13 protein-coding genes are annotated in these 14,609 nt (G+C 62.1%); all 13 read right to left on the reverse strand.

What is annotated here, in order from left to right:
• Nucleotides 1-240: 240 nt before the first annotated feature.
• Nucleotides 241-2,295 carry a phenylacetic acid degradation bifunctional protein PaaZ gene (gene paaZ, locus NL64_RS17250; protein ID WP_034149282.1) on the reverse strand — a complete coding sequence of 685 codons (2,055 nt, stop codon included), beginning with the start codon at nt 2,293-2,295 and terminating at the stop codon, nt 241-243.
• 63 nt (nt 2,296-2,358) lie between these two features.
• Complete coding sequence (locus NL64_RS17255) at nt 2,359-4,005, reverse strand: cation acetate symporter (RefSeq protein WP_080758006.1); 1,647 nt, start codon at nt 4,003-4,005, stop codon at nt 2,359-2,361.
• Entirely contained in the window at nt 4,002-4,310 is a 309-nt protein-coding gene (locus NL64_RS17260; protein WP_034149283.1) for a DUF485 domain-containing protein, read from the reverse strand. Before NL64_RS17260 ends, NL64_RS17255 begins: the two co-directional genes overlap by 4 nt.
• Nucleotides 4,311-4,526: 216 nt before the next feature.
• A complete protein-coding gene (gene paaE, locus NL64_RS17265; RefSeq protein ID WP_034149284.1) occupies nt 4,527-5,603 on the reverse strand; it encodes a 1,2-phenylacetyl-CoA epoxidase subunit PaaE in 1,077 nt (358 codons plus the stop codon).
• Nucleotides 5,604-5,636: 33 nt separating this feature from the next.
• Nucleotides 5,637-6,170 (reverse strand): 1,2-phenylacetyl-CoA epoxidase subunit PaaD, encoded by a 534-nt coding sequence (paaD, locus tag NL64_RS17270; RefSeq protein WP_034149285.1) that lies wholly within the window; start codon nt 6,168-6,170, stop codon nt 5,637-5,639.
• Nucleotides 6,157-6,918: a 1,2-phenylacetyl-CoA epoxidase subunit PaaC gene (paaC, locus tag NL64_RS17275; protein WP_034149286.1), complete on the reverse strand. Its 762-nt coding sequence runs from the start codon at nt 6,916-6,918 to the stop codon at nt 6,157-6,159. The genes paaD and paaC overlap by 14 nt, the downstream gene beginning before the upstream one ends.
• An 8-nt stretch (nt 6,919-6,926) precedes the next feature.
• Nucleotides 6,927-7,208 (reverse strand): 1,2-phenylacetyl-CoA epoxidase subunit PaaB, encoded by a 282-nt coding sequence (paaB, locus tag NL64_RS17280; protein ID WP_007943393.1) that lies wholly within the window; start codon nt 7,206-7,208, stop codon nt 6,927-6,929.
• A gap of 170 nt (nt 7,209-7,378) precedes the next feature.
• On the reverse strand, nt 7,379-8,368 hold the full coding sequence (gene paaA, locus NL64_RS17285; protein WP_034149287.1) for a 1,2-phenylacetyl-CoA epoxidase subunit PaaA: 990 nt from the start codon (nt 8,366-8,368) through the stop codon (nt 7,379-7,381).
• 847 nt (nt 8,369-9,215) lie between these two features.
• Nucleotides 9,216-10,541, reverse strand: coding sequence for a phenylacetate--CoA ligase PaaK (gene paaK / locus NL64_RS17290; RefSeq protein ID WP_034149288.1), 1,326 nt, complete (start codon nt 10,539-10,541; stop codon nt 9,216-9,218).
• 99 nt (nt 10,542-10,640) lie between these two features.
• The gene (gene pcaF, locus NL64_RS17295; protein ID WP_034149289.1) at nt 10,641-11,852 is read right to left on the reverse strand and encodes a 3-oxoadipyl-CoA thiolase; all 1,212 of its coding nucleotides are present in this window, start codon (nt 11,850-11,852) and stop codon (nt 10,641-10,643) included.
• A complete protein-coding gene (gene paaI / locus NL64_RS17300) occupies nt 11,845-12,294 on the reverse strand; it encodes a hydroxyphenylacetyl-CoA thioesterase PaaI (RefSeq protein ID WP_034149290.1) in 450 nt (149 codons plus the stop codon). The genes pcaF and paaI overlap by 8 nt, the downstream gene beginning before the upstream one ends.
• Complete coding sequence (paaH, locus tag NL64_RS17305) at nt 12,287-13,804, reverse strand: 3-hydroxyacyl-CoA dehydrogenase PaaH (RefSeq protein WP_034149291.1); 1,518 nt, start codon at nt 13,802-13,804, stop codon at nt 12,287-12,289. Before paaH ends, paaI begins: the two co-directional genes overlap by 8 nt.
• A 3-nt stretch (nt 13,805-13,807) precedes the next feature.
• Nucleotides 13,808-14,599 (reverse strand): 2-(1,2-epoxy-1,2-dihydrophenyl)acetyl-CoA isomerase PaaG, encoded by a 792-nt coding sequence (paaG, locus tag NL64_RS17310; RefSeq protein WP_034149292.1) that lies wholly within the window; start codon nt 14,597-14,599, stop codon nt 13,808-13,810.
• Nucleotides 14,600-14,609 lie beyond the last annotated feature (10 nt).

Genomic DNA, 14,609 nt, shown 5'->3' on the forward strand with positions numbered 1-14,609 from the left:
TAACGCAGGCATTGTAGGAGCTGGCTTGCCAGCGATGGCGGCGTGTCAGTCGACATCTTCGTTACCGATAGATCGCCATCGCCAGCAAGCCGGCTCCTACGGGTTTTGCGGTGGATCAAATTCCTGGGGCCAACCCGTAACCTTGTGGGAGCTGGCTTGCCAGCGATGGCGGTGTGTCAGTCGACAACATCATTACCGATAGATCGCCGTCGCCAGCAAGCCGGCTCCTACAAGGGGCGGTCAGTCTTCGCGTTTGACGACCAAGGTCAAAATGTCATAGCTGGCGACCAACTCGCCGAGCTGGTTGGTGACTTCCACATCCCACGCCACCACCCCTTGCGGAACGCCTTGCGGGCTCTTCTTGCCCTGGTCGATCTTGCGTTTGCAGGTCAGGCGCGCCTGGATGGTGTCGCCGATGCCCACCGGGTTGATGAAGCGCAAGGTGTCGAGGCCGTAGTTGGCCAGCACCGGGCCGACGCCGGGGGATACGAACAAACCGGCGGCTGCCGACAGCACGAAATAACCGTGGGCGATACGTTTGCCGAATTGCGATTCCTTGGCCGCGATGTCGTCGAAGTGCATGTAGAAGTGATCGCCGGACAGGCAACCGAAATTCACCAGGTCCGCCTCGGTTACGGTACGACGGTGCGTCAGCAGCGACTCGCCAATCTGCAGATCCTGGAAGTAGCGACGGAACGGATGCACCTCGGTTTCAATGACCTTGGCGCCACGCACGAATTCGCCGGTAACGGCTGCCAGCATAGTCGGCGAACCCTGTACCGCCGCGCGTTGCAGGTAATGTTTCACCGCACGCAAACCACCGAGTTCTTCACCACCGCCGGCACGACCTGGGCCACCGTGTTTCAGCTGCGGCAGAGGCGAGCCGTGACCGGTGGATTCACCCGCGCAATTGCGGTCCAGCACCAGCAAACGGCCGTGCAATGCCGCCGCCACCGGAATCGCTTTGGCGGCGATTTGCGGATCCTTGGTCACCAGGCTGGCGACCAGACTGCCTTTACCGCGTGCGGCGAGGGCCAGTGCTTCATCCAGATCGTCGTAAGCCATCAACGTGCTGACCGGGCCAAACGCTTCGATATCGTGGGCGCCACCTTCGGCATGCGGATCGCGGGACTGCAACAGCGTCGGGGCGAAGAACGCGCCTTTATCTACGTTCACACCGCGTGGTTCAAAGCCATCGCGGGCGCCGAACAGCATATCGCTGCTCTGCAACAGGGCTTCCAGGCGTTCGGCCACGTCTTTCTGCTGATCGTGGGAAGCCAACGCACCCATGCGCACACCTTCCACCGACGGGTCGCCGACGACCACTTTTGCCAGACGATCACGCAGGCGCGTGGCCACTGCATCGATGTGTTTGGCCGGCACAATGGCGCGGCGAATGGCGGTGCATTTCTGCCCGGCCTTGGTGGTCATTTCCCGAGCGACTTCCTTGATGAACAGCTCGAATTCTTCGTCGTCCGGCGTCACGTCCGGGGCGAGGATTGCGCAGTTCAGCGAGTCGGCTTCGGCGGTGAACGGCACCGAATTGCGGATCAGGTTCGGGTTGACCCGCAGCTTGGCGGCGGTGTCGGCGGAACCGGTGAAGGTCACCACGTCCTGGCCTTGCAGGCGGTCGAGCAGGTCGCCGGTGCCGCCGATGATCAGTTGCAGACTGCCCGCCGGCAGCAGACCGGATTCGTCCATCATGCGCACCACGGCTTCGGTCAGGTAGCTGGTGGCGCTGGCCGGTTTGACGATGCACGGCATGCCCGCGAGGAAGCTCGGGGCGAACTTTTCCAGCATGCCCCAGATCGGGAAGTTGAAGGCGTTGATGTGCACCGCCACGCCGCCACGTGGCACCAGAATGTGGGTGCCTGCAAAGCTGCCCATTTTGCTCAGTTGCAGCGCCGGGCCTTCGTGGACGACGTTACCGGATGGCAATTCACGGGAGCCGAGGCTGGCGTAGGTGAACAGCGTGCTGTTGCCGCCTTCGATGTCGATCCAGCTGTCGGCACGGGTCGCGCCGCTGTGATGGGAGATCGCGTAGAGCTGTTCCTTGCGCTCGCTCAAGTACAAGGCCAGTGCCTTGAGGCGTTGGGCGCGTTGCTGGAAATCCAGCGCCATCAGGCCGCTGACACCTTGGCGGCGGCCGTGTTCGATGGCTTCGGCGAAGTCCGGGCGTTCTTCGTGGGTACGGAAGATTTCATGGCCGTCGAGGGCGCTGCGCAGGACCTGCGCGCCGTGTTGGCCGATCCAGCGACCGGCGATGAAGCTTTGCAGGGTAGGTGAAGAGGACATCACAATTGCTCCGGGTTTGGTCAGTGTCTGGCGCGGCCGCAACCGCGCCCTTCAAGTTAAGGGTCAGTGCTGGCTGGCGCCCGAGGCGCCGATACCGGTCATGGAACGGATGAACTGCGCCAGGTAACGGCCGCGCTCAAGCACCGCACGGGGTGATCGGTCGGTGACGGAAAACAGCCAGGCGCTGAAGAAGGCCAGGCTCATGGAAAACAGTGCCGGGTTGGAATACGGGAATAGCGCCTTGTCGTGGTGCATCAAGTTGACCCACACCGCCGGGCTCAGCACCAGCAAGACGATTGCCGAGACCAGCCCCATCAGGCTGCCGATGACCGCGCCACGGGTGGTCAGGCCTTTCCAGTACATCGAAAGGAACAGCACGGGGAAATTCACCGACGCGGCGATGGCCAGAACCAGGCCCGAGAGGAAGGCAATGTTTTGCGATTCGAAGAGCAGGCCCAGGATGATCGCCAGCACACCAATGCAAGCCGTGGCGATGCGCGAGACACGCATTTCCTGCTGTTCGCTGGCCTGGCCCTTGCGCATCACGCAGGCATACAGGTCGTGGGACACCGCCGAGGCGCCGGACAATGCCAGCCCGGCGACCACCGCCAGAATGGTGGCGAAAGCCACTGCCGAAATGAAACCCAGGAACAGGTTGCCACCCACGGCCTGGGCCAGGTGCACGGCGACCATGTTGCCGCCGCCGATGATCGCACCGCTGGCATCGCGATACGAAGGGTCGGTGCCGACCATGACGATGGCGCCGAAGCCGACGATGATCAGCAGCAGGTAGAAGTAGCCAATGAAACCGGTGGCGTAGAACACGCTTTTACGTGCTTCCTTGGCATCGCTGACCGTGAAGAAACGCATCAGGATGTGCGGCAGCCCGGCGGTGCCGAAGATCATGCCCATCCCCTGGGAAATCGCATCGATCGGGTTCGACAGCAAGCCACCGGGGGCCATGATCGCGCTGCCCTTGGCATGCACGGCGGTGGCGCCGGCGAACATCGCCTCGGTGCTGAAACCGAAATACTTGAGCACCATGAACGCCATGAAACTGGTGCCGAACAGCAGCATCACCGCTTTGATGATCTGCACCCACGTGGTGGCGAGCATGCCGCCGAAGGTCACGTAGAACACCATCAACACGCCGACCAGCATCACCGCGTAGAGGTAGTCGATGCCGAACAGCAACTCGATCAATTTGCCGGCGCCGACCATCTGCGCCACCAGGTACATCAGCGCCACGGTGAGGGTGCCAAAGGCCGAAGTCAGGCGCACCGGAGTCTGTTCCAGGCGATAGGAAACCACGTCGGCGAACGTGTATTTACCGAGGTTGCGCAGGCGCTCGGCAATCAAAAACAGGATGATCGGCCAGCCCGCCAACACGCCCAAGGCGTAGAGCAAACCGTCATAGCCATTGAGGAACATCATCGCGGAAATGCCTAGAAAGGACGCCGCCGAGATCATGTCGCCAGCTATCGCCAGGCCGTTCTGAAAGCCGGTCATGCCGCCGCCGGCGGTATAGAAGTCGCTGGCCGAACGGGTGCGCAATGCCGCCCAACGGGTCACGCCGAGGGTGAATAAAACGAACACCAGGAACATGCCGATGGCGTTCCAGTTCAATGGTCGCGATGCGCCGTCGGCCGCGACGGCAACGTCCGTGACCACTGCCAGCGGCAGCAGGAACAGCGCGAGAAGGCGGCTCATCGGGCGCACTCCTGCTTGAGTTTTTCATTCAGCGGGTCGATCACGTTGTTGGCGCGATAGACATAAAAACCGGTCAACGCAAAGGCCAGTACCACAATCACCACACCGACCAACATGCCCACGGTGGTCACGCCGCCGCTCAGCGACTGGCCGAGGGTGGAAGGGGAGAACGCCACCAGCAGCACGAAGCCGAAATAGATCACCAGCATGATCAGCGACAGCGACCAGTAGAGCTTTTGCTTGCGCCGCACCAACTGGATGAAGTCGGGGTGCTGGCGGATGAGTTCTATGTCTTGGGGTGTCATGGAAGCGCTCTCCTTATTGTTTTTGTATGAACGAACGTATTGCCTGTGTTGTGGCGAGGGAGCTTGCTCCCGCTCGGCGGCGCAGCCGTCGTAAATTCTGCATCCGCGTTTTATCTAGCTAAACCAGATGGCCGGTTTTGGGGCCGCTTCACAGCCCAGCGGGAGCAAGCTCCCTCGCCACAGGATTTTGTGGATCATTCAATTACGGCAGAAGAATCAGAGCTGATCGAAATCCAGCACCACCCTGTCGCTGATCGGGAAGGCCTGGCACGACAGCACATAACCGGCCGCCACTTCGTAGTCTTCCAAGGCATGGTTGCTGTCCATTTCCACTTCGCCTTCGATGACCTTGCATTTGCAGGTCGAGCACACGCCGGCCTTGCACGAGTAGGGCAGTTCGGCGCCTTGGGCATTGCCGGCGTCGAGAATGCTCTGGCTGTTGCGCGGAAGGTCGAAGGCCAGGGCGCGACCGTCGCTGATCACGGTGATCTGGCTGACCGCCGCATCCACCTGACGCGCCGCCTCGCGGGCTTCGCGTTTTTGCTGGCTGCCAGCGGCGGCGAACAGTTCGAAATGAATGCGCTCAGGCGCCATGCCCTTGGCCTTGAGGCTGTCGCGCACGGTCTCGGTCATTTCCTGCGGGCCGCAAATAAACGCGGCATCGAGGGCCTTGACGTCGAGCCAGCGGCTGAACAATTGCTCGCATTTCTCGGCGTTGATCCGGCCGTTGTACAAGTCGACATCTTGCTGCTCGCGGCTGAACACGAAGATCAGGTTCAGGCGTTGCAGGTAGCGGTTTTTCAGGTCTTCGAGCTGTTCGCGGAACAGCGCGCCAGAGCTGGAACGGTTGCCGTACAGCAAAGTGACGCGGCTGTGGGGCTCGGTTTCCAGGGTGGTTTTGATGATCGACAGGATCGGCGTGATACCGCTGCCGGCCGCGACCGCGAGGTAGCTGCCGTGGCGAGCAGGATCGAGTTCGACTCTGAAATGCCCGGCGGGCGGCATGACTTCCAGGCTGTGCCCGGCTTTCAGCTGTTCGTTGGCGAACGCGGAAAAGCGCCCGCCCGCCACACGCTTGATGGCAACGCGCAGTTCACCGTCGTTGACCCCGGTGCAGATCGAGTACGAACGGCGTACTTCTTCACCGTCCAGTTGGGTGCGCATCACCAGGTGCTGGCCTTGGGTGTAATGAAAGCTGTCTTGCAGCTCCTGCGGAATCTCGAAGGCGATGGACACCGCATCACGGGTCTCGGTGCGCACGTCCTTGATGGTCAGGCTGTGAAATTTGCTCATTATTGTTCTCCAACTGGGTCGGCCGATCGCCGCTCAGATGCACTTGAAATAGTCGAACGGTTCCCGGCAATCGACGCAGCGGTACAGCGCCTTGCACGCGGTGGAACCGAACTCGCTGAGCACCTCGGTGTGGGCGCTGCCGCATTGCGGGCAGACGATCACCGGGCTTTCACCGAGCAGGCTGCGCTTGCTGGTGCTGCCTTCTGGCGGTGCGATGCCGTAGGCGCGCAGGCGTTCGCGGCCGCTGGCGCTGATCCAGTCGGTGGTCCAGGCCGGGGTCAAACGGCGTTCCAGGTTGGGTGCTTGGAAACCGGCCAGCTCCAGCGCCTGGCGGATATCACTCTCAATCACTTCGGTGGCCGGGCAACCGGAGTAGGTCGGTGTGACCACCACGTGCAAATGCCCAGCCTGCCAATCGAGATCGCGAACGATGCCAAGGTCCACCACGCTGACCACCGGCACTTCCGGGTCCATGACTTCGGACAGGATCGCCCACGCAGCCGCCAGGTCGGTCGGTTGTGCCGGCCGGGCGCCGAGGTCGCTGGCGATCAGCTCACCAGGTTGCATCGGGGTACGCTCGTGGCAGGAACTGCATTTCGGCCAGCAGAATGCCCAGGTGTTCGGTGTGCAGGCCCTTGCGTGCGTTCAGGTAGAAATAGCTTGGCGCGGCGGGAACCGGCAGGGTGGCGCTGGCGAAAATTTCATTGACCTTGGCTTGCCAGGCAGCGGCGACTTGCGCGGTGTCCGGGGTAATGCCAGCGGCATGCAGACGCTGTTCGCTGTCGTCGGCGCTGGTCAGTTCCACGGTGAAACGCCAAACCTCGGGAATCGCCGCGAGCATGCGCCGGTGGCTTTCCTCGGTGCCGTCACCCAGACGCTCGACCCACTCGCCGGAGCGGCGCAGGTGATAGGTCACTTCCTTCACGGCTTTGGCGGCGATCCCGGCGATGCGCTCATCGCTGGACTGGCCCAGGCCGGTGAGCACTTGCAGGTGCCAGGCGTCATACAGGAACTGCTTGAGGATGGTCACCGCGTAGTCGCCGTTGGGTTGTTCCACCAGCAGCAGGTTGCGATAGGCACGTTCGTCGCGGCGGAACGCCAGGTCATCGGCGTCGCGGCCGTCGTCCAGCAGTTCAGCGGCGTAATCCAGCCAGTTGCGCGCCTGGCCCACCAGGTCGAGGCCGACGTTCATCAGCGCCAGTTCTTCTTCCAGCGCCGGCGCCTTGCCGCACCATTGGCACAGGCGCTGGCCCTGAATCAGAGCGCTGTCGCCGAGGCGCAGCAGGAATTCGATCAGATCGGTTTTGTTATTCATGGTCGACCTCACATGTGCCCGACTTCGGCCGGCAGCTCGTAGAAGCTGGCATGGCGGTAGACCTTGTCGTCCGACGGATCGAACAGGGGATCTTTTTCATCCGGCGACGAGGCGGTGATCAGCGCCGATGGCACGACCCACAGGCTCACGCCTTCGCTGCGACGGGTGTACAGCTCGCGGGCGTTCTCAATGGCCATGGTGGTGTCGGCGGCATGCACGCTGCCGACGTGTTTGTGGTTGAGGCCGTGCTTGCTGCGCACGAAAACTTCGAAGAGGGTCCACTCGGACATTTCAGTTACTCCACATCTGTTCGGTTTTTACTGGCGGGGCTGAAGATCAAAAGATCGCAGCCTTCGGCAGCTCCTACACGGGATCACCGGCTCCTGTAGGAGCTGGCGCAGCCTGCGATCTTTTGGCGGCAGGGAAGTCGCCGAAGATCAAGATCATCAAACGTGCCGAATCAGGCGGCGTTCTTGTTTTGTTTTTTGTAGGCGTGGGCGACGGCGGCTTCGCGAACCCAGGCGCCGTCTTCAATCGCCTTGCGGCGGGTGGCGACGCGTTCGGTGTTGCACGGGCCGTTGCCCTTGAGCACTTCGTAGAATTCGCTCCACTGGATCTCGCCGAAATCGTAGTGGCCGGTTTCGGCGTTCCACTTCAGGTCCGGGTCGGGGCAGGTGCAGCCCAGCAGCTCCAGTTGCGGGATGGTCTGGTCGATGAAGCGCTGGCGCAGTTCGTCGTTGCTCTGGCGCTTGATCTTCCAGGCCATGGATTGCGCGCTGTTCGGCGAGTGTTCATCGCTCGGGCCGAACATCATCAACGACGGCCACCACAGGCGATTGATGGCGTCCTGGACCATGTCTTTTTGTGCCTGAGTACCGTGGCGCATCATGGTCAGGAGGATTTCGTAGCCCTGGCGCTGGTGGAAACTCTCTTCCTTGCAGATGCGCACCATGGCCCGGGAGTAGGGGCCGTAGGAGGTGCGCTGCAAAACCACCTGGTTAACGATCGCCGCGCCATCCACCAGCCAGCCCACCGCGCCCATGTCGGCCCAGTTCAGCGTCGGGTAATTGAAGATGCTCGAATACTTGGCCTTGCCGCTGTGCAGCTTGGCGATCTCTTCGTCGCGGTCGGCGCCGAGGGTTTCCATGGCGCTGTACAGATACAGACCGTGACCGGCCTCGTCCTGGATTTTCGCCATCAATTGCAGTTTGCGTTTGAGCGTCGGCGCGCGGGTGACCCAGTTGCCTTCGGGCAGCATGCCGACGATTTCGGAGTGGGCGTGCTGGGAAATCTGCCGGATCAGGGTTTGCCGGTAGGCATCTGGCATCCAATTCTTGGCTTCGATCTTGATTTCTGAATCGATTTTTTCCTGGAAAGCGCGTTCCTCTTCGGACATCTCCGAGAGGTCTTTGATGCGCTTTACGCCTGTTTCTACGAGCTGTGCGTACATTGGGGGTCTCCCGCCGTGAATCTGTTCGAGGGCATGGAGAACTTTATAAGCGATACATAAATTAATATCAAACAGTAAATGACGTGTCGTATTTGTTTTTTGTATCGCTTTGGATGAGTGGTGGTTTTTTCGGGGCTGGGTACATATCCGTTGCTGCGGTAACGGCGGCTTATGGTTTCGCCCTTACGGCGACTCACTTTTTTACAAGCGCCTAAAAAAGTAAGCAAAAAAAGCTCGCCCCTTACGTACGGCCCCTCGCTAAGGCTCGGTGTTCCTTCGCTCCGGCATTCATCCGGGGGTATCGCCTCCGGTCTGCTTCGCGACGACCTCCTCTCGATGTGTGCGGCTTCGCCGCACGGCGCTGCGCGCCCACCCCCGGATAAACGCCTCCACTCAGCCTGCCGAGGGGGCGGGTGAATCAAAAGGGCCGAGGCGGCCTACCGGCCGGCCTGGTTGTTTGGTCCGTATGCATTTCAAAACTGTGGGAGGGAGCTTGCTCGCGATAGCACCCTGCCTGCCTACAAATATCTCTCGAATGTACCCAACCCTGTAGGAGCTGCCGAAGGCTGCGATCTTTTGACCTTGCCCTGAAAAAACCAAATCAAAAGATCGCAGCCTCGTTTCACTCGTCAGCTCCTACAGACAACGAATCACCACCGGATGTACCCAATCCAAACTGTGGGAGCCAGCCTGCTGGCGATAGCGGTATGTCAGGCGCAGCGATGTCGACTGTACGGCCGCCATCGCCAGCAAGCCGGCTCCTACAGGAATTGCGACTGGCTTCGGAATCAACAAGCTCCAGGCAAAAAAAAGCCCCGCAAAAGCGGGGCCATAAGGGGTGCAGCAGTCATGCTTTCGGACGGTTATCCAATACGTGGCAAGCCTTGCCTTCCGAGCGTTTGATCGAATGGAACGGCTGCAAGACAATCCGCGAACTGATCCCGATATACGTCTTGATGTGCTTGCTCAACTCACCACAAACAGCCTTCTGCTGTTCATCGCTCAGGTGCTGATGTTCAGCCTTCAACTCGACATGCACATCCACGCTGTCGAGGTTGCCATTGCGATACAGATGGATCTCATAACACTCGGCCAGCTGTTTGACTTTCAGCACCTGCTCTTCGATCTGCGTCGGGAACACGTTGACCCCGCGGATGATCAGCATGTCATCGCTGCGTCCGGTGATCTTGTCGATGCGTCGCATTGGCCGTGCAGTGCCCGGCAGCAGGCGCGTCAGGTCGCGGGTGCGGTAGCGGATCATCGGCAGGGCTTCTTTGCTCAAGGAAGTGAACACCAGTTCGCCCATCTGACCGTCCGGAAGCACTTCGCCAGTCACCGGGTCGATGATTTCCGGGTAGAAGTGGTCTTCCCAGATCGTCGGGCCGTCCTTGGTTTCGGCGCATTCCATGGCGACGCCCGGGCCCATGATTTCCGAGAGACCGTAGATGTCGAGGGCGGTGATACCCAGGCGTTGTTCGATGGCGCTGCGCAGTTCGGCAGTCCACGGCTCGGCGCCGAAGATGCCCAGGCGCAGGGCCAGTTTGTGCGGGTCGATGCCCTGGCGCTCGATTTCATCGGCGATGTTGAGCATGTAGGACGGCGTGACCATGATGATGTCCGGCTGGAAATCCTTGATCAGTTGCACTTGCTTTTCAGTCTGGCCACCGGACATCGGGATCACCGTGCAACCCAGGCGTTCAGCGCCGTAGTGCGCGCCGAGGCCGCCGGTGAACAGGCCGTAGCCATAGGAAATATGCACTTTGTCGCCACGCCGGCCACCCGCCGCTCGGATTGAACGGGCCACGACGTTGGCCCAGGTGTCGATGTCGTTCTGGGTGTAGCCGACGACGGTTGGTTTGCCGGTGGTGCCGCTGGACGCGTGCAGGCGCACGATGTCGTGCATCGGCACCGCGAACATGCCGTAGGGGTAGTTGTCGCGCAGGTCGGACTTGGTGGTGAACGGGAATTTCGCCAGGTCGTCGAGGGACTTGATGTCGTCCGGGTGCACGCCCAGGGCATCGAAGCGCTGACGGTACAGCGGCACATTGTTGTAGGCGTGGTTGAGGCTCCAGCGCAGGCGTTCCAGCTGGTGCTGACGGAGTTCGTCGACGCTGGCGGTTTCCAGCGGGTCCAGCACAGGATCAAGCACGGATTGGGCAATTGGCATGTTCATGACTTCACTCGAATTGTTTTTGTGTTCCGGCCCTTTTGCACAAGGGCTTTGAGTGCATGCCCCAAGGATACCTCTCGGCTCCTCGGGAATCGCGGTTCTTTAGTGGGGTAGACGCTCGATGATCAGCGCGATCCCCTGGCCAACACCGATGCACATGGTGCACAGGGCGTAGCGGCCATTGCGTTCCTCAAGCTCATGCAGGGCGGTGGTCACCAGGCGCGCGCCGCTCATGCCCAGCGGATGGCCGAGGGCAATGGCGCCGCCGTTGGGGTTGACCCGCGGATCGGTGTCACTCAGACCCAGTTCACGCAACACCGCCAGGCCCTGCGCGGCAAAGGCTTCGTTGAGCTCAATCACGTCCATGTCGGCCAGGCTCAGGTTGGCCAGTTCCAGCACCTTGCGGGTCGCCGGGACCGGGCCGATGCCCATGATTCGCGGTTCCACGCCAGCCGTTGCCATCGCCACCACTCGACCACGTGCGGTGAGGCCGTGACGCTTGGCGACTTCCGGGCTGGCCAGCAGCAATGCGCAAGCACCGTCGTTGACCCCGGAAGCGTTGCCGGCAGTGACGCTGCCGCCTTCGCGGAACGGCGTGCCGAGTTTGGCCAGCTGCTCAAGGGTGGTGTCGCCGCGCGGGTGTTCGTCCTGCTCGACCACTTTGGCCGGGCCTTTGCGCTGCGGAATTTCGACCGCAACGATTTCTTTCGCCAGACGCCCATTGGCTTGGGCGGCAGCGGCGCGTTGCTGGCTGCGCAGGGCGAAGGCGTCCTGGTCGGCGCGGGAGATGTTGAACTGTACGGCGACGTTCTCGGCGGTTTCCGGCATGGAGTCGATGCCGAAGGCTTTTTTCATCAGCGGATTGACGAAGCGCCAGCCGATGGTGGTATCAAAGATTTCGGCGGCACGGGAAAACGCCTGCTCGGCCTTGCCCATCACCAGCGGTGCGCGGGACATCGATTCGACGCCGCCTACCAGCATCAGCCCGGCTTCGCCGCTGCGAATCGCCCGTGCCGCCGTGCCGACCGCATCCAGTCCGGAGCCGCACAGGCGATTGAGGGTGGTGCCGGGCACGCTGACCGGCAACCCGGCCAGCAGCGCCGACATGCGCGCGACGTTGCGGTTGTCTTCGCCGGCCTGGTTGGCGCAGCCGTAGATCACATCGTCGACGCTGCTCCAGTCAACTTGCGGGTGACGGCGCAGCAGTTCACGCAGGGGCACCGCGCCGAGGTCGTCGGCGCGCACGCTGCTCAAGACTCCGGCGTAGCGACCGATCGGGGTGCGGACCGCGTCGATGATCAGGGCGTCATTCATTGGGATTCTCCTGCGCCAGCACCGAGCCGCGCACTTTGTAGGATTTGCCATGGAACAGGGCGATCAACTGGCCCTGCTGGTTTTCAATGCGGACGTCGTAGTTGCCGGTGCGACCGGAACGACTTTGCTCGATGCAATCGGCGTTCAGGGTGTCGCCCAGCCGAGCCGGCGCGATGTAGTCGATGCTGCAACCGATGGCCACCGTGGCTTCGTTGTAGCTGTTGCAGGCAAAGGCGAACGCCGAGTCGGCGAGGGCGAACAGATAACCGCCGTGGCACGTGCCGTGGCCCTGGACCATGTCGGCACGCACGGTCATGCCGACGCGGGCGCAACCGGGGGCGGCGGAGAGCAAACGGATGCCCATCGCCTGACTGGCGGCGTCGCGATCCAGCAGCGTTTGCGCGCAGTTGACGGCCAGGTTCATCGCTTCGTGGTTAGTCATGGAATGTCCTCCCTTCGGCAACCCGGCGGCGCAACAGCAACGACGGCCGGTAGCGTTCTTCGCCATAACCGGCTTGCAGGTTTTCCAGCACTTTCAGAATGTGCGGCAGGCCGACGGCATCGGCCCAGGCCAGCGGGCCTTGGGGGTAATTGACCCCGGCGCGCATCGCGAGGTCGATGTCGGCGGCCGAGGCCACGCCTTGCAGCAGGGCGTCCGCCGCTTCGTTGGCGAGCATCGCCACAGTGCGCAGGACGGCGAGGGCCGGGCTGTCGCTGAGCAGGCTGACCTTGAGCCCGGCCCGTTGCAGCAGGGCGATGCCTTGCTTGAGCGCGAGCGGATCAATGCCCGCCGCGTAGCTGATGGCGATGCGCTGGGCCTTGGCGTAATCGAGGGTCAGATCCAGCAGGATCAGGTTGCGCAGCCCGTCTTCCTTGGCCCGCTGACAGGCCATGCGACCGTCGCTCAAGGCCAGTACCGCATCACCGACGCGCAGCAGGCCGCGACCATCGCGCTGGATGACCTCGACGCCTTGCTCGCTCAATCGCGGGAGCAAACGACGGGCGATGCCCAAATCACCTTCGGCGATGCAAACCTCTACGTTCGCATCGCTGCTGATCTCAAGCGGTTGCGGGCGTTCTGAACCTTGGGCGTAGCTGTAGAAACCCTGGCCGCTTTTGCGCCCCAGTCGCCCGCCGTCCACCAGTTCCTTCTGGATCAGCGAAGGCTGGAAGCGGGTGTCCGCGTAATAGGCGTCGAACACTGAACAGGTCACGGCGTAGTTGACGTCATGGCCGATCAGGTCGGTCAGCTCGAACGCACCCATGGCAAACCCGCCGGCGTCGCGCATCAGCGCATCCAGCGTCGGGCAATCGGCCGCGCCTTCCTGCAACAGGCGCAGGCTCTCGGCATAAAACGGCCGCGCCACACGGTTGACGATGAAGCCCGGTGTGGAGCGGGTGTGCACTGGTTTTTTGCCCCAGGCTTTGGCGGTGTCGTACAGGCACTCGGCGAGTGCCGGGTCGCTGGCCAGACCGGAGACGATTTCCACCAGCGCCATGACTGGCGCCGGGTTGAAGAAGTGCAAGCCGAGCAGGCGATTCGGATGATCAAGCTGCGCGGCAATGCTGGTGATCGACAGCGACGAGGTATTGCTGGCCAGGATGCAGTGCTCGCCGCAAATGCCTTCGAGTTGTCGGAACAGGGCGCGCTTGACCTCAAGGTTCTCGACGATGGCTTCGATGATCAGCTCGCAATCGGCCAGCGCTTCGATGGCTTCTGCGGCTTGCAGGCGAGCGATGGTGGCGTTGCGCGACTCGGCGGCCAGCTTGCCGTTCTCGACCCGTTTGCCCAGTTGCCGGTCGATGCCTTCGATGGCTTGGGCGGCGGCGCCGGGGCGATTGTCCAGCAGCAACACTGGATGACCGGCCTGGGCGGCGACCTGGGCAATGCCGGCACCCATGGCGCCGGCGCCGATCACGGCGACGCGTGCGTTGGTATTGAGTGCGGTCATGGCTCAGCGTCCCTTGAAGCTTGGGGTGCGTTTTTCCATGAAGGCGCTGACGCCTTCGCGGTAGTCCTCGCTGCGCCCGGCCAGGCGTTGCAGGTCGCGCTCCAGCTCCAGCTGTTCGTCGAAACTGTTGCTCATGCTGGCGTTGAGGCTGCGCTTGATCAGCGCCAGACCGTAGGTCGGTTGCGTGGCCAGATGTCGGGCCAGTTTCAGGGCCTCGTCGCGCAAATCAGCGTCGTCCACGCACTGGTAAATCAGTCCCCATTGTTCGGCCTGTTCGGCGGTCAAGCGATTGCCGAGCAAGGCCAGAGCCTTGGCACGGGCCATGCCGATCAGGCGCGGCAGGGTCCAGGTGCCGCCGGAATCAGGGATCAGCCCGATCTTGCAGAACGCTTGAATGAAACTGGCCGAACGCGCCGCCAGCACCAGGTCACAGGCCAGCGGAATGTTCGCGCCGGCACCCGCGGCCACGCCGTTGACCGCGCAGATCACGGGCATCGGCAGGTCGCGCAGCTGGCGGATCATCGGGTTGTAGAACTTCTCGATGGACTCACCCAGATCCGGAACGGCGCTGCCCGGCGCGACGTTGCGGTCGCTCAGGTCCTGCCCGGCGCAGAAGCCACGACCTTCACCGGTCAGCAAAAGCACGCGCACGTCAGGGTTCTGCCGCACTTGCTTCAGCGCTTCTTTCACTTCGCCATGCATCTGGGTGTTGAAGCTATTGAGCTGGTCCGGACGGTTGAGGCTGAGCAGGGCGACGCCGGCCTCGATGGAAAACAGGATGTGTTCGAAGTTCATGGTCTTGGCG

Source organism: Pseudomonas fluorescens, from assembly GCF_000802965.1.
GTDB lineage: Bacteria > Pseudomonadota > Gammaproteobacteria > Pseudomonadales > Pseudomonadaceae > Aquipseudomonas > Aquipseudomonas fluorescens_A.